This is a genomic window from Sorangium sp. So ce836 (assembly GCF_028553905.1).
Lineage (GTDB): Bacteria > Myxococcota_A > Polyangia > Polyangiales > Polyangiaceae > Sorangium > Sorangium cellulosum_D.
The window spans coordinates 13,126,422-13,146,394 of the sequence record NZ_CP102233.1 but is presented as its reverse complement, the minus strand read 5'-3'; the positions used below and the strand labels follow the sequence as shown (position 1 = coordinate 13,146,394).

The window sequence follows — 19,973 nt, the reverse complement described above, 5'->3', positions numbered from 1 at the left end:
AACTTGGATCCGTCCTAGGCAATCCCGTGCTCCATCCGTCGAAACCTGGGTCGACTGATTTCGCGACCTTACGATGCCGCCGTCGAGGCGATGGAGACGGTGGATCCGAGGACGCGGCGCTCCTCGATGCCGAGCGCCTCGAGCCGCGCCTGCACCATCGCGAGCGCCGTCTCGGGCAGGCCCTCGCTCCTGCCCTCGGCCATCGCGCGGATCTGCTCCTCCAGCACGAACGCGTTGCCCTCGGCACGCGCGAGAAGCTTTTCGACCGGCTCGGCGCCGAGGTTGTCGCCGAGCACCTGCCGCACGAGCCGCTCGCTCGCGCGCCGGGGCAGCGGCGCGAGGCGGATCCGGAGGCCCTTGCGCTCGTTCTCCAGAGCGCCGGGAAGAGCTCGCGGACCTCCGGGCGGGCGAGCACCGGCACGAAGAAAGGCATGTCCCTCGCGTCTTGGAGCGCGGCGTCGATCAGGGTCACCGTAAGCAGGTCACCCCAGTGCAGATCCTCCAGCACCAGGAGCACCGGCTGCCGTTGGCACTCGGCTCGCATGAAGTCCTCGAACGCCTCGCGGAGTCGGTCGCCCATCAGCACCGGACTCTGCCGCGCCGCCTGGAGCTGCACATCGCCCCTGTCGGGGAACGTCGCCCCTACGAGCTCGCCGAGGAACGCCGCGACGTGTGGACCCTTGTTCCCTAACGATCCGCTGAGCCGTAACCGCCCGACCGTCGCCCTGGGTCGGAGCCCTCACGCCTCGCGCTGGCGTCGATGAAGCTGGGCGCGGGGCGGCGTCGGCCTTGGCCGCGGATCGGGAGAGCAGGCAAGAGGCGATGCCAAAGCGGGAGCGGGGACCCTGTTTTCGGCGCAGCGGCCGCTGCGTGCAGGGCGTCCGCGTCGTTCAGGTCGGGTCGGCGCCGGCGGTGGAGGAGGCCCCGCGCGGCCGTCTCGCCCATGCATCGGGCCGCGGCTTGTCGCGCCGTTCGCGGCGCCAGCCCGTCTGCAGCTTGCCAATCACATCCGTCGCCCGGCGAACGCGCCAACATCTCTCTATACTTGCAGAGGAATCGGCTAATATGCCGTTCCGGAGGCAAACAAAATGGTAAACGAGAGAATCTGCTGGTTCTCTCCTGATGTGATACCTGAATAAAACATCGAGAGCGGTGGAGCAGCACCGCGAGGTGGGCTTCACCTCGTGCAGTATCGTGAGCGCAATTGAGCGCTGGAGTGAGTGGGCATAGTTAAGGAGCAATGTGGAGCTAAAAGGAGAACGGCGGAAGTCTCCGTCCATCCTCCTGCGCCTTGCGCCCCGATTCAGGCAGCAGCCTGCAACTCGGTCATTGCGGCGGCTTGGCAATTTTCCATGTAGCCCGAGAACCACTGCGCCAGCTCCTCGATGAGCTGCACACCACCGATGTCACCCCGCGTGAACCGGCACAGGATCTCGTGCTGCTCCGCCACGCCCTCGTGGCCGAGCGCGAGTAGCCGCTCCCCGAGCCCCTTTGCGGTGCCCTCGGGGAAGCCACAGACGATGTACAGCCGTCGGTAGAGACCGAATCGACCGTACACCTTGAAGACGGCTTCGGCCTGGATCTTGTTGATGTCGAGCACGAGCTGGGCGACGCGATGCAGAATGTTCATGGTCGTCCTCCTTCACGCTTCTTATCCCCGCGCGTGCTCCGAACTTGCGTTGGTGCCTAATGTGAGGCTTGCGCTCACAGGTTGGGCATCCCGCCGAGCGCGCCCGATAGCCACAGCCGCGAGAGCGCCATCCCCCTCTCCGTGCACCTGGCGAGCGCGTCGGTGTACCCGACCCGATCCACCGCCGTCGCGCCACCCTTGTTCCGATGCACGATGAAGAGGCGCACTCGGTCATCCCCGAGTTCGAGCGCGTCGAGCACCTCCGGCCTCTGCGTGATCGTGAGCAACTGCGGCCGTCCGGGTTCGTTCAGCAAGATGTGCTGCACCCGTTCTGCAACCCGGAGCGCCAGACGCGGGCTCAGCGCGTGGTCAGCGTTCTCGAGGGCCAAGACGGACGGGCCTTCGGGGAGCAGTAGCAGCATGAGCGTGTACAGGATGAGGCGCGTGCCGTCGTCCGCGGCGCCGGTAGAGATCCATCGCGCATCGCGGCGCAGATGACGGTCAGCGAAGCTGACACCCTCGTCCGACACATCCTCGGCCCACTCCGCGAGCCTGCGCACCTCGTCGACGATCCGTCGCCAGACGATACGCTCCCGTTGCAGCTCGGGGGCGCACTCGAGTAGCACACCTTTCATCGACTCAGGGGAGGATCCGTGCGGGCTGTAGATGGCGAACAGATCCAAGGCACGGAGCAGTGTGCTGAGCGGTCCCCCGCCATGCGCCGCGCACACCAACGGAGCGATCCCGCGATCATGCTCCGGCTTGAGCGCGACCACATCCCCGGTCTTTCGATGCAAAGCCAAGCGCCCCACGCTGCGCTCTCGGGCGGCAAGTTCCTCACCCTTCTCCATCAGTCGCTCTCGGGCGAAGTTCCACGACCACGACCAAGTCTTGGGCTCCTGGAGCCTGGCTTCGTAGAACGCGCCCTCAGCCCACGCCTCGATGATCAATTTCGTCCGCCGGCGCTCTGACGTCCTGAGGAGCGTGCGTTGCTGCGTCCGCGTCACTCGCACCCCGCGTGCGTTCAAGGCGTCCGGCTCCACCTGGCCTTGCGCAGCCGCACCGAGCAGCGCGATTCCTTCGAGCAGGTTTGTCTTCCCGGCGCCGTTCGGCCCGATGAACACGTTGAACTGCCCGAGTTCCAACGTGACGTCCACGATCGTCTTGAAGCCTCGGATTCGGACTTTCTGGAGCATGATCTCTCCTCGGTTGCTGATGGGAAAGCGCGGCCTGCGCCGCGCGACGGGATCCGCGGCCGTCGCGGGGAACTCCAGCGAGGTGCAGTCCACCCGGCAGGAGCCCCCTCGCGCCGGGCGATGACCGCGGGTGGGACCTCGGGGGCGGGGAGACAGCCCGCGGCCTAGCGCAGCGGGCTGTCCACCTGCTCTTGGTCGTTGCTGCCGAGGGCTCAGCCTCCCGCGGCTTCGACCCGCTGGCGCGCCTGGGGCTCGTGCCCGGCCGCCTCGACGCCGGCGCGCACAGCGGCGGCCAGCGTCCCGTTCGCGAGCAGCGCCTCACGAGCTCGATCGCGCCCGTGGCCGATGTGCTCGCCGCGGAAGGCGAGGTGCGCGCCGTTCTTCTGGATCACCCCGGTCGAGAGGCCATGGTCGACGAGGTCGCCGGCGGCGTCGATCCCCTTGCCCCAGCGGATGTCGAACTCCGCCTCCTTGAAGGGCGGCGCCAGCTTGTTCTTGACGATCTTCGCCCGTGTCCGGGCTCCGACCGTGTCCTCGCCCGCCTTCACGGTCCCGATCCGGCGCACGTCGAGGCGCACGCTCGCGTAGAACTTCAGCGCATTGCCGCCCGTGGTCGTCTCGGGGCTGCCGAAGACGACGCCGATCTTGTGGCGGAGCTGGTTGATGAAGATCAGCGTGGTCTCGGTCCGGTGCGCGATGCCGGTGAGCTTGCGTAGGGCCTGGCTCATCAGCCGCGCCTGCAGCCCGAGGTGCTGGTCGCCCATGTCCCCCTCGATCTCGGCCCTCGGCGTGAGCGCGGCGACCGAGTCGATGACGATGATGTCGACGGCCGAGGAGCGGGTCAGCATCTCCGCGATCTCGAGCGCCTGCTCGCCGCTATCCGGCTGGGACACGAGGAGGCGGTCGATGTCTACGCCGATCGCCCGCGCGTACGTGACGTCGAAGGCGTGCTCGGCGTCGATGAACGCCGCGACGCCACCCGTCCGCTGCGCCTCCCGTATGGCGTGCAGCGTGAGGGTGGTCTTGCCGGATGACTCCGGGCCGTAGATCTCGACGACGCGGCCGCGCGGGTACCCGCCGACGCCGAGGGCGGCGTCGAGCGCGAGCGAGCCGGTGCGGATGACCCGGACTTCGGGGATGCTGTCACCACTTCCGAGGGCCATGAGGGCTCCCTTTCCGAATTGCTTCTCGATGGCGCCGACCACGGATTGGACGGCGCGGGCCTTGCTGACGTGAGCGTTCATGGGGAAGGTCCTTTGCTGAAGAGGGGGTTGCCGAGACAGGAGAGCGCCGCGTAGCAGGCAAGGCCTGCGCAGGCGGGCGCCTTCGCGTGAGCGGTCGTCAGGGGAGGCCGCGCTCAGCAGCGTCGAGCAGGTTGTAGATGGTCTCGGTGGCTTTCTCGATGCGGCGGCGCGCCTCGTGTCTGGAGAGAACACGCTCCTGGACGGGGCGCGTGGCGTCTTCGGCCGCGTTGAGACCCTGGTCCACCTGCTCCCGAAGCGCGGTGATCCACTTGCGCATGTAGCTGGCGTCGTCGAATCGGATGGCGTCGTTTGGTGGCGGTCGTTGGGTACGGCCGTCCCACGTGTCGTCGTCCGCCGGGTACTGGCGAGTCTCTGTCATGATGTATCGCCTCCAGGTTGGCCTGAGCAAGATGAGAACGGCGCACAGGGCTGCTGTGCACCGAGGCTGAATCTGACGTGGCAGATGGTTGAGAATTGGGGGTTCTCCGATCCTTCTGGATCTCGGCATGGGAGCCGAGACTCAGAAGGAGGGCGCCCTGTGTATCGAGATGGCGGGCGGAGAAAGCTACTCGCCCTTCTCCAGCTGGGCGTGCACGGCGATCTCGCGCAGCACCTCGCCGGGCGTGCGTCCCTCGTTGTGCGCGATGGCCTCGATGACCTTGTCCAGCGGCTGCGAGCAGAGGCGCACGCCCACGACCACACGGGGCTGAATGTGGATCGGCGGGGTCTGTGGGTGCAGCCACCTGGGCGGCAACCAGGCGTAGGGGATGTCCCTGGGCCAGTTGCGCTCTACCGAGAGCGCCGACTGGTAGCCCTTCGACTCCAGGTAGGTCTCGATGTCGTGTGGAGATACGCACCGTGTGACTGGCTTGCCGGGGAACGTGACGCTCATGCGGTGCTTGGGATCTCGGAGGTTCATCGGCTCCCCTTTCGCCTGCGCATGCGAGCGAGCAGCTTGCGAGCCCGGCGGAGCCGGCTGGCGGCGGTTCCGAGGTGCAAGTGCAGCACGCTCGCGATCTCGGCGCCTCCGTGGCCCAGAGCCGCCAGGGCGATCACTTCGCGCGCCCAGAACGGCATCTGCCAGAGCGCGAGGAGCGCCTCCATCTCGGCGCGCGCCTGGAGTTGCGCCTCGAGATTCAGGCCCACGACATGGTGCAGAAGGCCGAGCGGCTCCTGGTGCAGGACCTCGTGACGCACGTACGCGCTGCCGAGGTAGTGGGTCGCCTGCCGCCACGCGACCCCGCGGAGCCACCGGCGGAGCACCTGCCGAGCGTTCGCGGCAGGGTCGGGACGATACCGGCCCGCCTCGATGGCCTTCCACGCGCCCAGGACGACAGCCTGCGCGACGTCGGCGCTGTCACGTGCGGGGACGCCGCAGGAGATGAGCGTGGCCACGATGAAGGCCCGCTCCGCCATGACGGCGGCGATGCTCGGTCGGGCCGGGGGATGTGGCGCAGCGGAGGGGCGGCGCGGCCCCTTGCGCTCGCGGCTCACCCGCCCCTCTCGGAGTTCCGGTAGCCGTCAGCCGCTCCGGGCGCGCTCAACCGGCTGTATCCCGTGGTGCCGGTCGCCTGGGCCGCGCCCTTGGCTATGGCTGGCGACGCGCGGTGCGGGTCGGCAGCGGTGTGCCGGCAGTTTCGCGCGCGGATGCCCATGCGTCCGGCGGGTGAGGAGCGGTGGCCGTACAGCCGCAGCGGGTTATGGAGCGCGGCGGTGAGCCGGATCGCGTCGGTGTCGTTCAGGGAAGGCGGACGGGAGCGAGGGCGCCGTCGCGAAGGCGCACGGCCCCCTTGGCCCGCGGACAGCGGGCGGACTACAATCAGCATGTCGCAACCTCGGTCCTTGAGGTTTCGGCCACGCAGCCCGGGCGATTGGCGTCGCCGCGGGCTGCACTACTTCAAGCTGAGATGATGAATCGCTGCATCACAGGGAGACTGTGCAGCACGAGAGAGCTGCAGGAGAGGCAGAGATGCAGCTCCGAGACCGGCCCGAAGCTGCGGTCGCCTCAATCCTCTTCCGGCAGCATAATGGTGATCACGGGCTCGGCGTTGTCGCCGGGGCCGCAGACCGCCTTGAGCTCCACCAGCGAAGGTTTGGCAGAGTCGGTGACCACGTACAGCGAGAAGATGATCTCGTTTGCTTCGGGTGCGCGCTGGGCCGCCGCGCGGAACATCCAGAGGACATCCCACAATCGGCCGCGCTCGTCGTTGCCGGCCCGCTGCGCAGCCGGCGTCAGCATCACATAGCGGGCCCAGACGGAGTGCGTCACGGCGACGGGAAGCCTGATAGCCATCTCCCGCGCCGTTGACGTCACGTCCACCAGGGTGCCATCTGCGATGGCCTGGGCGCGCGTGTACGCCTCGATGACCTCGAACTCGAGCTCGTCGTTGTCCGGCATCTTGTTTTCCTCCGGTTGGGATTACGTGGCGCCGGCCAGGAGAGAGACGCTCTCGCCTTTCGTGAGCTCTGCGCCGCCGAGGCGCATGTAGTGCGCGGCCTTGGCTCGGAGCGGTGAGGTCTCGGGCACCTCGCACTCGATGGCCACCGTCCAGAGCCGCCCCCCGAGCGCCTGGCCGTCGCGGATGGCCGCTTCCTGAGCCGCCTGGTCCCCGTCCACGCCGTCGGTGACGAGGATGATGTCGGCGCCCTGATGGCCCCGCCGGGCGAGCTGCCGGACCTGCTGCACGGCCATGCCGAGCGCGAGGCCGATGGCCGTCCCCCCGCCGAGGAAGTGCCGCACCATCCGTAGGACCGCCTCCGTGTCGCCGGGCTTGATGGCCTGCACGACGGTAGAGCTCGAGTAGTGGACCACGGCGACCGGCCGCTTCTCGTCGAACGCGACCCGGCAGAGCGCGACCGTCGCGGCTTTCGCCCACTCGTTCCGGGCAGCATGCATGCTCCCGGACTCGTCGAGCGCGATCACGAGCGGTCCCTTCGACTTCTTCGCCTCGCCACGGACGGCGTACTGCGCGGCCCGGCGGGAGGCGATCCGCTCCAGGACCACCGTCTCCAGGACGGGCTCCATGAGCAGCACCTGCTCGGCCGGCAGCAGACGGGACACGTCGTTGCCCTGCTCGACCGAGTAGACCTCCGCAGGCACGCCGTGGACCCGGTTGGCCCGGGCACCCCGCAGGGCCACGTACATGCGGCCAGCGAGGCGAGCGATGCGCTCGACCTGGTGGAGGTCCCCGTGGGCGAGCTCGACATCGCGCGCGTGGGTCCACGCCGCGCTGACGTCCCAGCCAAACCCGCCGGCAAGATGCTCAGTTCGCCGGGCCTGCGCATCGAAGGCTGCCCACCTCTCCCGGGCGACGCCGCGTAGCTCGAACGGCGAGGCCCTCGGGGGCAGGGCAGGGAGGCAGGCCCACAGCCGCTCGAAGGCGTACGCCGCCGCCACGTCGTCGGACGCGAGCAGCGCGGCGTGCTCCACCGGTGCGGTGTCCTGCACCGCCTCGGCGAAGGAACCCGCGAGCGGCTCGCTCCGGGCCCCGACGATCGCGTTCCAGAGGTCCCCGGCCGCAGCGGCATCCTGGTCCGCTGCGACCGCCACGGCGCGGTGTGCGCGCCGAGCCTGGAGGAAGGTCCCCATCGCGACCTCCTACAGGGCGTAGCGCTTCGCCAGGTCGGCCTTGAGCGCGTCGTGGACCTTCTTCAGCTCGTCGAGCTTCGGCTGGATGCGCGCCTGCGCCCGGCGGGACACGCCCTCCTTGAGCTGCTCCTGCACTCGCTTGGCCGCATCGGTGACGTCGGCAGCGAGCTTGGGGAGCGCCTCCAGGTAGGCCGCCGCCTCCGTGGGCCGGTGGGCGTAGGCGCGCAGGGCTTCGTCCACGACGGTGATCGCCTTGGCGATGGCGCTCCGGTCCACCGTGTCGAGCACGGCGACGACCCGCGCGCGATCGTCCGGCTTCTGCCAGAGGCCGTACCGGAGCACGGCGAGGTGATCCAGCTCGACCTCGGCGCAGTCGTCGAGCCAGGCGGCGGCACGGAGCACCCGGGTGAGCGCGATCCAGCGCCGGTCGGAGACGACGATCCCGTTGGCCTTGAGCTCGTTCCGGATCCGGAGGAGCTCCTGCACGATGCGCTCGGGCAGCACTATCCGGCCGACGTCCGTCCGAGCCGCGTCCCACTCGGCGAGCTTGATCTGGGCCGGTGCCGTGTAGGCGGGCGGCGTCGCGACGAGCTGCATCCAGGTCGCGTCCGCCTGCACGTACTCCACCAAGTCGCGCAGCAGAAAGCGGTCGTACACCGCCGCCAAGTTCTCCTCCTCGGGCAGCTCATTCGACGCGCCGACCAGCATCCGCAGCGGGATCGGCCGACCCTTGTAGAGCCGCTCGTTCATCGCCGACAGGAAGGCGTTGAGCACCGAGTCGGACCCCTTGAACACCTCGTCGAGGAAGGCGCACTCGACCCCGGCGAGCCGGCCGTCGAGATTGCGCTCCCAGAGATCGTTCTTCAGGGCGCTGAGCTTCACCGGGCCGAAGTACTCGTCCTCGGTCCCGAACTTGGTCACCAGCGTCTGGAACTTCCGCGCGTCCGGAAAGCACGACAGGAACCCGAAGAACAGGGCGCTCTTCGCCGTGCCCGGAGGGCCCACGAGCAGCGCGTGATTGCCCGAGAGGGCAGCGAGCAGGATGCACTCGACCGCGTTCTCGCGCTCCCGGAAGGCGGAAAGCAAGCTGTCACGCACGGTCCGGAACCTGTGCCGCACAGACGTCATATCCACCGAATTGTTGGTCGTGGACTTCATCATCACCTCATGTGTCTGCGCAGCGGGTATGCTGCGCCGGTGCCTCGCCGCGGTGTCACCCACGGCGAGGCGTCTCCCCATCGACAGGCCCGGCCTTCTCAGTCGTTGACCACGGGGATGGTGAACGACACGCCATCTCCGCCGTCGAGCTGGAGCTGGAAGCTGTGCTGGAGCTCTTTGACACGCGCGGTGATCCGGTCCGCCACCCCGGCCAGGACGCCGCGGTAAAGCTCGGCCTTGGCCGTGAGCTCCTTGCAGAGCTCGACCCGCCGCGCCAGCGCGTTCTGGCGCATGCCCTCGGACGCCGCCTTGTCGAGGTCGGCGATGAGCTCCGCGACGTCCGCCTCCAGCGCGCCCTGCGCCGCCGCCCTGGCCACGGCGACGTTGTCGGGCGCGTCGTGCATCTCGATCCGGATCGGTTTCACGCCGAGCTGCTCGATGCCCGGCCGGAGCCGGAGCCAGGCACCGCACGTGGACGGCGGAAGCAGGTAGAACCCGCCGCGGTCCCGCAGCGGAACGCCGGAGAGCGCCTTGGCCGTCGCGACCATGGCGAAGGAGATGTCCCGCGTCTCGGCGTGCGTGACGAGGTGGTTCCCGTGGGCGGCCATGGCCTCGGCGTGCGCGAGCGCCTCCGCAATCGGGGGCGCGCCGTCGGGCGGCAGGCCCACGATGGTGCCCGTGTGCCGGTCGACCCGGCAGCGCGCACCGCAGACGTACTCGTCGCCGGCCTCGCCCTCGCGGGTCTTCTGCACGTAGATGCCCACGGCGGCGCTCGTGTCGCCCTTGGGCCGAGCGAAGGGCCGGACGAGGATGCCGGACGGGCGCTTCACCTCGGCCGCGGCGCGCGAGAGCGCGGTGGCCGGATCCATGTCCGGGATGAGGTGGCCGAGCCCCTCGGTCGCGAAGACGCGGCGAGCGGCCTCGCGCGTCACGTCGATGCGGTCGGTGTTCCAGGAGATGAGATCGCCGATGTGGCGACCTCCCGCGGCAGCGAGGCGCCGCTGGGCGCGCTCGAGCGTCGCCGGTGCGCTGTTCATGGTGTGGACTCCTTGTCGTGGAGAGTGAGTGTGTGGTGGTGGAGAAGAAGCGGGCGCTGCGCGGAACGACCCGCACGCTGCCCAAAGCAGCGGTCCACCGGAAGTCGATGGACCGCGGCGACTGCTAGGCCGGGAACGCAGCTTCGGTGAGAGCGTCGGCGAGCCATCCCGTGCTGCGAGGGCCAGCGGGCGCTGCACTCTCGGGGTTTGGGCGAGGGGCGTTGTGGCTTCGGCGTTCCGGGGAAGCTGGAGCTGGCCGGTGCTTCCTGAAGGCAGGAGCCTGGATGTTGACGTGGAGGACGTGGGCGGACTCGCTGGCTGGCACCACCTGCGAGTAGAGGCTCAGCCCGCCCCGCCCCTGACGCCAGCGGAAGTGGAGTCCGGTCCGGTCCACCCAGCTCACCAGATCAGCGAACTGCCTCGGAAGTACATCTGCGACCTCGACCAGCTTCTTGCGGGGCAGATGTACCGCGAAGACACGGCTCACCAGGCTGATGTGCTGGATCGTCACATCCGCGAGCAGGTCGCCGAGGAGGGCGCTCATGTCCAGCAGCGCCGCGCTTTCCCGCCAGACTGCCGTCATGGCAAGCCGCTGGGCTGCCGCCAAGACGGCATCGCGACGGGCAGCCTGATGACGCAGCGTGCGGGCTTCGGCTCGCTGCTGGAGGAGCGCGCGGACCCGTGGAGCCGCCTCTTCATCGAGCTTGCCGGCCAGCCCCCGGAGCTCGCCGGTGTCAACGCCGAGCAGCACCGAGAGTTCCTCGTCGTGCTCGGCGATGTAATCCCCGATGTTGTGCGACCCGGGCTCGAGCGCGCGAAGAACGCGCTCGAGACCTGCCAGGCCGCTACGCCGCCCGGCCATGGACGATCACGCCCTCGTCGGGGTTCGTGGGCTCCGGAAGGTCCAGGTCCGGCGAGGGCACCGGAAGCTGGTCGGTCCGCCTCTTCGCCTTGACCAGGTCGCGGGCGAAGTCGTGATCGGGGCTGTTGCCCAGCGCGGCGCGGCGCAGCCGACGGGCGACGGCGAACGGATTCATGCTGCGCGGCACGCGCAGGGAGGCAGTGCCGAGCGACAGGAGCAGACGGCGCTCGGCGAGGGTCGAGGGGCGGAGCGTACGACCGTTGATGCGCATGAGATGTTCCTTTCTGCGAAAACGGAAAGGAGCCCGGAGCACGAGAGCTCGTGCCAGCGGGCGCCTTACGGGTCAGGATTTGCAAGAGGGGCGTCTGCGCTGCTGTGGGCCAATGCAGCACGACGATGCCGTCGATATGTTCTGTCGGCAGCCTGCTTACTGGATGATGCAGAGGTCGAGCATGGAGCTGAATCCTCCGCCGCGACCTCCAATGATGATGTGGTCGACCAGAGGAATGCTCACGAGGTCAGCCGCCCTTTTCATCGCCGTCGTGAGCGCGATGTCCTCCGGGCTGGGCATCGGATCTCCGCCCGGGTGGTTGTGCACGAGGACGAACGCGCTGGCGCCGGCACGGACGATCGGCCGCAGCGCATCGGCGACGGTGAGCGCGGCGCCGTGCCTCCCGCCCCGCGCCAGCTCGAGCTCGGCCATGAACTCGTTCCGGCCGTTGAGCGCGAGACCGAGCATCACCTCGTATACGAGCCCGCTCAGCCGGTCGGCGTAGATGCGGGAGATGTCCGCCGAGCACGAGAACCTGTGCTTCGGCAGCGAGGGGTAGCCGCTGCGAACGAGCTGCTGCAACGCCAGGACGGCGCGACGCTGGACCTTCGTGAGCCGGAGCTGCTCCAGCTCGTGCTCGCTCAGGTCTCTCCACCCGCCAGGAGCGCGGGCGAGGCGGTCCGCGATTCGCTGGCTCCGCAGGACGATGCGGAGCAGCTCGGCTTCCGGTGCCGCGAGTTCGCCCCCGAGCGGCACGGCTGGGGGCTCAGCTCCGAGGCCAAGCTTACCGCGGCCAGCCGGCATGGCCGTCGCGCCAGTAGGCCTCGTCGTCCTCGTCGAACAAGGACCGCTGGCCGTAGGGCGAACCGTAGCGCGGAGCGCTGGGCGGCGCGGACGGGCCCATGTGGATGCGCGGCACCGGGCCCTGCCGTGCGGCGAGCATGAAGATCGGCCGGTTCCGGTCGACGATGAGGATGCCGGTGAACGCTGCGCCGTCGGCGCTGAAGAGCTCGACACCCGGGGGCGGGGCTGCCGCCTCCCGGAGCCAGTCGAACACCTCCGCGGCCGTCGGCACGCGCTGCGGAACGCCCTGCCGGATCAGCTCCAGCAGGGCCTCGCCGATCAGCTCGCTCACCGTGACGGCCAGATCGCCTCCGACACGGCCGCGACCAGGAGGCCGGCGACCGCGGCGGCGGCGCCCTTCTTCACGGACTCATTCGCGAACACGCGGAGGACGTAGGAGGAGACAGCGGACGTGGCGTTCTCGTTGGCCTGGGACATGGGGATCTCTCCTGAGCGCCGATGAGGGCGCTGTTCGAGCTGGACGGAATGAAAAAGGGCGACCCGAACGAAGGGTCGCGGTGGACAGGGACAGCGTGGGCGACTAGCCCAAGCAGGCGAGGAGCACCTGCGCGGCCATCGCGAGGACCGCTGCGGTGATGCGCAGCACTTTCACGAGGAGCCTGTGGTTCTTCATGGACGTGAATCTCTCGAGCGAGACCTCCTTCATCAGTATTATCCCCTGTAATTCCAAATACTTGCGCCCGACGGTCCCGCGGCTGACGGCGCACGACGGCCACGGATACTCGACCCGGATGTGCCGCGGCTGAGGGTATGCTCCCGGCCAGGAGCCAAGCGATGCGAAAGGAAGACCTCGAACCGAAGCCGAGCCGTGCGGAGCGCACGCTCCAGAAGATGACCACGGCGCTCCGCAAGGAGTGCAACAAGATCCGCGGGGCCTCGCGTCCGCCGGAACCCAGGACGCGGAGGTTCGGCATCGGCTGGGCGCCCTGGTGAACGCCATCCAGGACGACGCCGACAAGTACGGGAAGCGGGGCGTAAAGCAGCTCGCCGTCGTGCTGGGCTACGACAAGACGCTGCTCTACCAGCACGCGAAAGTGGCTGCCTGCTGGTCGTCGAAGGAGCTCAGTGAGCTCCTTCGGCGGGAGAGCGCGACCGGGCTCCCGATCAGCTTCTCGCACTTGCAGCTCCTCGCGACGGTCACGAGCCCCAAGAAGCGCAACGACTACATCGAGGCCGTCCTTGCCGAGGGACTATCGGTGCGCGACCTGAAGCGGCGGCTCGCTCCCGCAGCGGCGAAGGCGTCGAGGAAACAGTCTTCGCAGCCCGACGCTGAGCACGCCCTTCGCGGCCTTCAGACGACGCTAGAGACCTGGACCGATCGGGTAGATTTCGCCATGAACCGCCCGCCTAGACTCTCCTCCCGCAGCTCGGGGGCACCCCGCCACCACCCGACCTCGGGAAGGCAGCCAAGAGGGGTCAGCATGTTCCGTGCGCTGGCCAACTTCCCCCCGGCGAGGAGATCGTCGAGGTGGTGTTCTCGGAGAGGGCGCGGCTACCACCGTCCGCCGCCCGGGCCCCGTCGTACGCGGGACCTTGGCTACCGTTCTTCGACGACTCGCAACAGAAGGCTTGATCTGTTGCGAGTCCGGGGGTGGGCGGAAATGAAACCGCGGTGCATCGACCAGGCACGCCCCGTACATGAGAAGGTGCCGGGCAGACGCAGCATCGCCAGCCGCTCGCGGGGTTCCCGTCGATCCCGAACCGTTCGGGAACCATGTGAACGGGCAGGCCGGGCACCGCTAGATCGTCGGGGGAGTCATCCGGAAATCGACGAAGAACTCATCAAGCACCCCCTGAGTTCCCAGGGAGTAGCGAGCCGCGAAGTCTCTCTCCGGGTTGGTCCCCCGGAGCAGTTCGTTGAGGTAGTCCCAGAGCCGTTTGGCCTCTCGCTTTCGCACAGTGAACTTCACGTTGCCGTTGTCGATGTGGTGGACGAGCTTCGTTACGTACGTCCCCCCGCTCCATCGGACAGTAACGTCCTTGCCGGGCCAGCTCCGACCTGCCGCAATGGCAGCACCGAGATCCGGCAGGAGCTTCGCCAAGCGCGCTACCTCGGCTTGATCGAGGACCATCATGACCTGCTCCTGTCGGCTGTGGAAATGGGCAGCCACCGTGAGATCAAGCTCCCGCGGTCCAGCGGGAGGAAGCGCCTCAAACGTCAACGCGGGGACTACTCCCTGGGTCCAGACTTCGCTGAGCTGGATTCGGTGCGCCCCCTTCAGGCCCTTGAACGAACGGCCGCAGATAATCGACTGCGTGGCTGCGTTCGCCTTCGCAAGAGCGACAAACGGCTCGACGAGGTAGTTCTCCTTATTGGCGATCGATGTGCCGTCGGCCAGAGTCATGGGGAAGTCGATAAGTGCGAGGCCAGGGTAGTTGCGGTCCTCGCGACCGGAGAGTTTCAGCAGAGCGTAGTGATACGCGAGAAGGACCATCCCCACGGACGTTGCCCCGACGGAAGACCACGACGCCTCGCCGACCAGAAGCTTGAAGGACCTGTCGTTGATCCGAAAGCGCAACGGCTCGTGCATCCACCGGCCGGCGTCCCCTTCGTTCAGTAGGTTCAGATACTCGTTGATGCCGTCGGTAAGTTCCTGCGACATCTTCTCGAATTCAACCCCAGCGCTCTTCTCCTCGACGTGTGCGCCCGTCGTCTGCGCCTTCGCTTCTAGCGTGTCGATCTGCTCCGTGAGCTTGTCGCGCTGGTCGAGGGTCTCCTGGAGACGAAGGAGTTGGGCAATGCGCTCTTCAACCTGTCCAACACGTGTGGCCGTTGCCTCCAATCCCACGGGCGGAGCCGCCGCGAGCGCCGCTCTCACAGGGCGCAGGCGCACGTCGATTTCCGAGAGTGAGGCATCAAGACGCCGCAAGACGTGCGCCAGCTCACTTTGCTCGGACTGGAGGCGCTTCACGAGGTCGTCCAATTCCTCGGTTTCCCCTTCGAGCTGCTCATGCTCGAAAGCAAGGCGCCGCGTTGCTCCGCGGCCCCCGCTTGTCGGCTCCCAGGCCAGATGCTGATGGCAAACGAAGCACGTGCCGGGAGCCACCCCCGCGGGTGACACCTTCTGATCGCAATGAGGACAACGCGTAACGCTGAGCGGCCGGAAGACTTCTTCGGCGACCGCAACACGCTTGATGCGGGTCAGCTCCGCGGAAACATTCGTGCGGTACGTCGTCAGCTCGCCAAGACGCCGCGCGATCGCAGCCAATGCTCCCGCCACACGCTCGTGCTCGGCGATCAGGGACACCCGCTGCTCGGCAAGCTGAAGATCGAGGTCCAAGCCCTGAGGGGAAGATCCGGCCTTCGGAGTTATTGCGTCGGCGAGGATCTCTTCCCGCTGGCGCCCAAGCCGCTCGACCTCTGCGCGCAGCCGCTCAATCCCGGCTGCAATCGAGTCTCGCGTCACTGCGTTCGAGAGCGAGGGATCGGCCAGTAAGCCCTTTGCCGCCTGCTGGAGAACGTCTTCGAACTGATCTCGTCGTGCCCGCAGACGCAGGAGGTCTTGGCGCAGCCGGATCTCCTCGCCGAGTTCCTCTGGGTAGAGCCGTTTCGCGGCACCAAGGAATTGCAGCAGGCACGCGTGTTGTTCTCGCTCCGGCTGCTTGTCCGCCAGGTCGGCCCAGAAGCGCTCTTCGCGGTAGACGTGTCGGAAGAGCATTCTCCAGCTCAACTCCGGCCACGTCGCACCGGAGTACGGGTTGCCTCTCGGGAACCGAACGAGTGGGACGCCGAGCTTCTTCTGCATCCATTCGGAGAACCCGCCCGATGCGATCCCGTCGCCGTTGATGAAGACCTTGTGCTTGGCCCCGGCCTCCTTCCACCGTCGCTCCAACACGACTTCTTCGTCGGGCCCGATGTGCAAGCGGAGCCTTGCCGAATCGAACTTTCCGGCGATGCCTGCGCCAAGAGCGCCTTCCGGACCATCCGTATCTCCGAGGAGGAACGAGATGGTACGTAACCACCCAGTCTTACCGGTGTCCTTGCTCCCGACGACGACGTTCACCCCAGGCCTAAGGTCAAGCTGATCGACCAACTCGTGGTGGGAAAACCGCTCGACGAGCCCAACTCGGACCGTGCGTGCGCTCATCGGATGACCTGCCCGCGAGAGAGTTTCGCCACCTCATCGTCAAAGACGCTGTAGACGAGCTTCTTGAGCCAGTCCCCACTCTTGCTGCCGAAGGCCGCTTTGACGTTCTTCATGTGCAGAACGATGTCGGAGTACGCGGCGGCCGCGGCGAGTTGTTTGGCAGCAGCGACGCCCGCGTTCGTCAAGGCGAAGACGAATGCACTCTTCTCCTTCTCGACGGTGATCAGTTCGCGTCCTTCCAGGTAGGCGAGGACCTGATAGTAGCGCGGGTCCCACGGCCCATAGTGGTGCCGTACCATGGCCGAGTCGTTGACAGGCGTGCCGGCGACGAGCGACATGTCGAGTTCCTTTGCCGCACGCTCGAAGAACGCGGGATAGCGTACGAAGAAGTCGAGCTTGGCCAGCTTCGTGAGACCGTGAATCTGCCCCTTGGACCCGCACACGTGGAGCAGGAGCAAGAGGCGAGCAGCGTGATACTCGACTACCTGGTCCGCATTCAGCGGACGTGCCGCTGGGTAGTGTGCAAGTTCGGCTGCGAGCTTCACGGCCTTGCCCTCGCGAGACGGTGGAGGCAGCGGTTCATGATCTCGTACATGCAGCCGTAGAGAAGGCTGTTGGACGGTCGATGGCCGGCTAGGGTGTCGCGCATCTTGCGCAGTTCGTCCTGGCACCGTTCGAGGAACTCCCGACTGTCGTCGGTGTACTTGCCCGAGTCGAGCGCGACCTTGAGGGCGTGCAGTGTTGCGACAACCTCCAGCTCGATCGTCTCTCGGTCGTCGGCCGGCAGGTATTTGGGAACGCGGGCTTCCGCAACGTAGTGGCGCCGCATTTCTTTCGCCCCCTCGATGAGCGAAGCATCGATAGCCGCTTCGGTCAGCTTGGTCACGAGTGGCCCAGTCCCGCCCGAGTGTGTCGGATGCTGGATCCGCTTCGCACGTCCAAGGAGCCATTGCCGAAGAGCGTCGCGCAGGAGTCGCTTGTCGAGCTTGTGCGTTACAGCGTGGGCTAGCGCCGCGTCCTGCACCTTCGCGAACAGAAGGGCATACAGCTCGTCGCATTGGTCCGGTGCGAGGGACTCGCCAGCGATGTCGAGGATGCGATTGAGCTTGACGATGTTCTCGTTCTTGATGTCGTCCACCGTCGCTCGATGTTCCCATGTGGTCCGCTCGACCCAAAACCCCATCGAGTGACCGTTTGGCGAGTTGTGAGTGCCACCAAGCTGGTCCTCGATCGCCTTCGTTGCTGCGCCCAGGTCAGGGACGACCTGAGGAGAGGAGCGGGCCATGAGAGGTGTGCTGAGCACGTTGAGAACGGCCTCGGGAGCCCAGGTAGTGACGAGGCGAAAGCGACACGCCTCCTTGCCCCGGTCGTGGGCGAGAGACTTCTCGACAATGGAGGCCTTCTTCGCCTTCCCGTCCTTCGCCGGCTCGCGGGCGCACAGCTTGGCAACCGTCCACGCTTGCCCGAGGTTGTGCGCCTTCACCTGAACGAACTCGAATTCCTCCGCGCCGCCGACGCTCCACACGAGCACGATGTCGTCCTCAGCTTCGCACCAGACCTCGCTCGGCCCATGAGGCAAGAGCATGTCGAGGCACTTCGTCGCCGTGACATGATCTTGGTAGGCAAAGCCCTCGCGTGCCGTGCGCCCACCTTCTTCCAAGGGCGCCAGGTCGCGGTAGGAAGTCGTCGCAACGACGGGCGCGGGGGTCCCCGGCGGGTTCGTCATTCTGAATGTCCCCCCCGAGGTCACACTACGCCGCCCTCTCCTCCTCGACGATCTTCTTCCGAAACTCCATCACCTCGTCCCGCGTGGTACATGCGGGACGAGGTGATCGGTGACGGCGTGCGGGGAATTTCCCGCTCTCGTCCCATCGGCGCATCGTCGGCAGGCTCACGCCGAGCAGCTTAGCAGCCTCGGCGATCGTTATCGGACCAGCGGGTTCGAGTTGTCGGCGGCCTCGCACGCGAGACATACTACCCAACCTTGAACATGTCCGTCTAGCGGGCGTACTCTCGGCGGCCGCATGTCTACCCTGATCCCGGATGAAACGCTCGACGCAATCCTTGTAATGCAGCTCACGATCGCGTGGGCCGGCGAGGGTCGCTGCTCGCCAAGACGGCTCGGCTGGTGGGACACGGACTTGATCGACGACGCGGGCGGAGGCGACTTTTTCGCTCGCCTGCTCCCGCAGACGCACGCCTGGGCGTCGCTCGAAGCCGTCCGCGAGGTGGCCCGGCGTACGGACGCGAAGGCGCGCGGGAAGATGGCCGACCCCGACAAGATGCGGTCGCTCTACTTCCTGGGCTTCGAGGTAGACGAGCAGCTCGGCGATCGTCTCGCGTCGCACAAGCGCTCGGGGAAGAAGCCCGCGGAGGCCCTGGCGCTTCCGCTACCGCTCACCGCCGACTTCTCGAAGGAGAAGCTCGTCGCGACCCTCCAGGGCGACGTGCCGTTCACGACGGTGCCGAACGGCCGCCAGTTGAAGGGGCAGCGCCCCGAGGCTCCCGACGTGCTCGTGAAGCGGCTCGCTGCGGCTCTTGTCCCGCTCGCCGAGCAGTACCCGCTACCGTTCTTCAAGCTGGAGGGGTGACAGGGGGTGGAGGTCGTGCCCGTGATAAAGGACCGCGCGAGCGGCCGACCCGAACGTCCCGCCGAGGCGACGGAGGTCCACACGCGGATCCTCCGTCTCGCGCTCGGGATCGAGGAGTCGCGCTCGTACTGGGAGCACGTCGTTCCCTCTGTCCCCGCCGCGGACCGCGGGCTCGTCGCGTTCGAGCACCGATGGTTCGGGAGCAAGAGCCTCGAACGGGTCCGCTTCCTCCTCTCGAACTTCGTGGACCGCTACGACGCCTTCCCCGAGGCGCTCGATGTCCTCCGGCGATGGCGCTCGATGGACGCGGCGACGCGGCAGGTCGTCTGCCACTGGCACCTCCAACTGTCCGACCCGCTCTACCGGCGGTTCACCGGGCAGTTCCTCGTCGAGCGGCGCGGGCTCCGCGACCCAAAGGTGGACCGCGAGGTGGTGCTCCGCTGGGTGAAGAACGAGTTTCCCGATCGATGGTCGGAGGCGACGCTCGTCCAGTTCGCGAGCAAGCTGCTCTCCGCGGCGTCTGAAGCCGGCGTCGTCTCCGCCAAGCGGGATCCACGCGCGCTCTTGATGCCCAAGGTGCCCGACCTCGCGCTCGCCTACCTGATGCATCTGCTCCGAGGGCTCCGGTTCGCGGGCACGCTGACGGAGAACCCCTACCTCACGTCCGTCGGCCTGGCGGAGGGCGTCCTCGACCAGCGGCTCCGATCGCTGCGGGGGATGACCTTCCGCCGGATGGCGCATCTCACCGAGTTCGAGTGGGAGGCCCCCACGCTGACTGCGTGGGCGGAGGCCGCGCTTTGACAACCGAGCCCTTCTTCCAAGAGTCCTCGCTCAACGAGGCCGTGGCTGCGCTCCGGCGCGATCTGCTCGCCGAGGACGGCCCGCAGATCAGCACGATGCGGAACTACCGCTTCGCGATCCTGCCGTACCGCCCGAAGGACGAGTTCAAGCTCCGCCAGCTCATGCGCCGGCTCACCGACGAGCTGAGCGCCGAGGGGTGGGGCGTGTTGCCGATCTCCCTCCAGAAGATCCTCCTCGACCGCATCCGCGCGACCGGCCAGACGAACGTCGAGGCGCTCGTCAACCGAGAGCGACGCCTCTACGAGAAGGACCCCGAGCGAGCCCTCGCGTATCTGCGCGACAAGATCGCGCCCCACATCGAGGGGCCGGAGGGGATCGCGGCGGACGTGGCGAAGCTCATCACCGACTTCGCCGAGCAGAACCCCGATCGTGCGGACCGGACCCTCGTCCTCATCGGACGGGCCGGCGCCCTCTACCCGTTCTTCCGATCGTCCGCGCTCCTGAAGCACATCGACGGCAAGACGCGGAACATCCCCGTCGTGCTGCTCTATCCAGGCGAGCGCAAGGACACCACGGCGCTCTCCTTCATGGGCGAGCTGGACGCCGACCGCGACTACCGCCCCCGCATCTACCCGTGAGCCA

The 19,973-nt window shown here is 67.5% G+C and carries 23 protein-coding genes and 1 pseudogene; 4 read left to right on the top strand and 20 right to left on the bottom strand.

Going from position 1 to position 19,973, the window contains the following annotated elements:
- Positions 1 to 107 precede the first annotated feature (107 nt).
- From NQZ70_RS48155 to NQZ70_RS48080, 16 genes and pseudogenes are all read right to left on the bottom strand, one after another.
- A pseudogene (locus NQZ70_RS48155) lies at positions 108 to 697 on the bottom strand (serine/threonine-protein kinase PknK); the annotation flags it as partial.
- Positions 698 to 1,303: 606 nt separating this feature from the next.
- Complete coding sequence (locus NQZ70_RS48150) at positions 1,304 to 1,630, bottom strand: hypothetical protein (RefSeq protein ID WP_129580237.1); 327 nt, start codon at positions 1,628 to 1,630, stop codon at positions 1,304 to 1,306.
- A gap of 74 nt (positions 1,631 to 1,704) precedes the next feature.
- A complete protein-coding gene (locus tag NQZ70_RS48145) occupies positions 1,705 to 2,826 on the bottom strand; it encodes an AAA family ATPase (RefSeq protein WP_129580236.1) in 1,122 nt (373 codons plus the stop codon).
- 212 nt (positions 2,827 to 3,038) lie between these two features.
- Positions 3,039 to 4,070, bottom strand: a complete 1,032-nt coding sequence (recA, locus tag NQZ70_RS48140; protein ID WP_129580235.1) for a recombinase RecA — start codon at positions 4,068 to 4,070, stop codon at positions 3,039 to 3,041.
- Between the two features lie 97 nt (positions 4,071 to 4,167).
- Positions 4,168 to 4,449 carry a hypothetical protein gene (locus NQZ70_RS48135; protein ID WP_129580234.1) on the bottom strand — a complete coding sequence of 94 codons (282 nt, stop codon included), beginning with the start codon at positions 4,447 to 4,449 and terminating at the stop codon, positions 4,168 to 4,170.
- A 186-nt stretch (positions 4,450 to 4,635) separates the two neighbouring features.
- Complete coding sequence (locus tag NQZ70_RS48130; protein ID WP_129580233.1) at positions 4,636 to 4,989, bottom strand: hypothetical protein; 354 nt, start codon at positions 4,987 to 4,989, stop codon at positions 4,636 to 4,638.
- Positions 4,986 to 5,486 (bottom strand): RNA polymerase sigma factor, encoded by a 501-nt coding sequence (locus tag NQZ70_RS48125; RefSeq protein WP_129580232.1) that lies wholly within the window; start codon positions 5,484 to 5,486, stop codon positions 4,986 to 4,988. The genes NQZ70_RS48130 and NQZ70_RS48125 overlap by 4 nt, the downstream gene beginning before the upstream one ends.
- A gap of 589 nt (positions 5,487 to 6,075) precedes the next feature.
- On the bottom strand, positions 6,076 to 6,468 hold the full coding sequence (locus tag NQZ70_RS48120) for a DUF6573 family protein (RefSeq protein WP_129580231.1): 393 nt from the start codon (positions 6,466 to 6,468) through the stop codon (positions 6,076 to 6,078).
- 21 nt (positions 6,469 to 6,489) lie between these two features.
- Positions 6,490 to 7,659, bottom strand: coding sequence for a VWA domain-containing protein (locus NQZ70_RS48115; RefSeq protein WP_129580230.1), 1,170 nt, complete (start codon positions 7,657 to 7,659; stop codon positions 6,490 to 6,492).
- A gap of 9 nt (positions 7,660 to 7,668) precedes the next feature.
- Entirely contained in the window at positions 7,669 to 8,757 is a 1,089-nt protein-coding gene (locus NQZ70_RS48110) for an AAA family ATPase (protein WP_165374532.1), read from the bottom strand.
- A 158-nt stretch (positions 8,758 to 8,915) separates the two neighbouring features.
- Positions 8,916 to 9,854, bottom strand: coding sequence for a hypothetical protein (locus NQZ70_RS48105; protein ID WP_129580228.1), 939 nt, complete (start codon positions 9,852 to 9,854; stop codon positions 8,916 to 8,918).
- 124 nt (positions 9,855 to 9,978) lie between these two features.
- Complete coding sequence (locus NQZ70_RS48100) at positions 9,979 to 10,716, bottom strand: hypothetical protein (protein ID WP_129580227.1); 738 nt, start codon at positions 10,714 to 10,716, stop codon at positions 9,979 to 9,981.
- Entirely contained in the window at positions 10,700 to 10,987 is a 288-nt protein-coding gene (locus tag NQZ70_RS48095) for a hypothetical protein (RefSeq protein ID WP_129580226.1), read from the bottom strand. The genes NQZ70_RS48100 and NQZ70_RS48095 overlap by 17 nt, the downstream gene beginning before the upstream one ends.
- Before the next feature lie 156 nt (positions 10,988 to 11,143).
- Positions 11,144 to 11,743, bottom strand: coding sequence for a JAB domain-containing protein (locus NQZ70_RS48090; RefSeq protein ID WP_165374531.1), 600 nt, complete (start codon positions 11,741 to 11,743; stop codon positions 11,144 to 11,146).
- A 28-nt stretch (positions 11,744 to 11,771) separates the two neighbouring features.
- Positions 11,772 to 12,122: a hypothetical protein gene (locus NQZ70_RS48085; protein ID WP_129580224.1), complete on the bottom strand. Its 351-nt coding sequence runs from the start codon at positions 12,120 to 12,122 to the stop codon at positions 11,772 to 11,774.
- Positions 12,119 to 12,268, bottom strand: a complete 150-nt coding sequence (locus tag NQZ70_RS48080) for a hypothetical protein (protein WP_165374530.1) — start codon at positions 12,266 to 12,268, stop codon at positions 12,119 to 12,121. The genes NQZ70_RS48085 and NQZ70_RS48080 overlap by 4 nt, the downstream gene beginning before the upstream one ends.
- A gap of 357 nt (positions 12,269 to 12,625) precedes the next feature.
- Between NQZ70_RS48080 and NQZ70_RS48075 the strand changes: the two genes are divergently transcribed.
- Positions 12,626 to 12,784 (top strand): hypothetical protein, encoded by a 159-nt coding sequence (locus NQZ70_RS48075; RefSeq protein WP_165374529.1) that lies wholly within the window; start codon positions 12,626 to 12,628, stop codon positions 12,782 to 12,784.
- 806 nt (positions 12,785 to 13,590) lie between these two features.
- Here the strand turns inward: NQZ70_RS48075 and NQZ70_RS48070 are convergent.
- From NQZ70_RS48070 to NQZ70_RS53640, 4 genes are read right to left on the bottom strand one after another with little or no spacing between them, the layout of a single operon-like run.
- The gene (locus NQZ70_RS48070) at positions 13,591 to 15,939 is read right to left on the bottom strand and encodes a hypothetical protein (RefSeq protein WP_129580223.1); all 2,349 of its coding nucleotides are present in this window, start codon (positions 15,937 to 15,939) and stop codon (positions 13,591 to 13,593) included.
- The gene (locus NQZ70_RS48065) at positions 15,936 to 16,484 is read right to left on the bottom strand and encodes a hypothetical protein (RefSeq protein ID WP_129580222.1); all 549 of its coding nucleotides are present in this window, start codon (positions 16,482 to 16,484) and stop codon (positions 15,936 to 15,938) included. Before NQZ70_RS48065 ends, NQZ70_RS48070 begins: the two co-directional genes overlap by 4 nt.
- A complete protein-coding gene (locus NQZ70_RS48060; RefSeq protein ID WP_129580221.1) occupies positions 16,481 to 17,665 on the bottom strand; it encodes a dsDNA nuclease domain-containing protein in 1,185 nt (394 codons plus the stop codon). The genes NQZ70_RS48065 and NQZ70_RS48060 overlap by 4 nt, the downstream gene beginning before the upstream one ends.
- A gap of 25 nt (positions 17,666 to 17,690) precedes the next feature.
- Entirely contained in the window at positions 17,691 to 17,912 is a 222-nt protein-coding gene (locus NQZ70_RS53640; protein WP_129580220.1) for a helix-turn-helix domain-containing protein, read from the bottom strand.
- Between the two features lie 51 nt (positions 17,913 to 17,963).
- Here NQZ70_RS53640 and brxE point away from each other — a divergent pair, with 51 nt between their 5' ends.
- The 3 genes from brxE to NQZ70_RS48045 are packed head-to-tail and all read left to right on the top strand — an operon-like array spanning position 17,964 to position 19,969.
- Positions 17,964 to 18,530: a BREX-6 system BrxE protein gene (gene brxE / locus NQZ70_RS48055; protein WP_129580219.1), complete on the top strand. Its 567-nt coding sequence runs from the start codon at positions 17,964 to 17,966 to the stop codon at positions 18,528 to 18,530.
- Positions 18,531 to 18,545: 15 nt separating this feature from the next.
- The gene (locus NQZ70_RS48050) at positions 18,546 to 19,331 is read left to right on the top strand and encodes a DUF1819 domain-containing protein (protein ID WP_237244718.1); all 786 of its coding nucleotides are present in this window, start codon (positions 18,546 to 18,548) and stop codon (positions 19,329 to 19,331) included.
- Positions 19,328 to 19,969, top strand: a complete 642-nt coding sequence (locus tag NQZ70_RS48045; protein WP_129580217.1) for a BREX protein BrxB domain-containing protein — start codon at positions 19,328 to 19,330, stop codon at positions 19,967 to 19,969. The genes NQZ70_RS48050 and NQZ70_RS48045 overlap by 4 nt, the downstream gene beginning before the upstream one ends.
- The last annotated feature ends 4 nt before the right edge of the window (positions 19,970 to 19,973 follow it).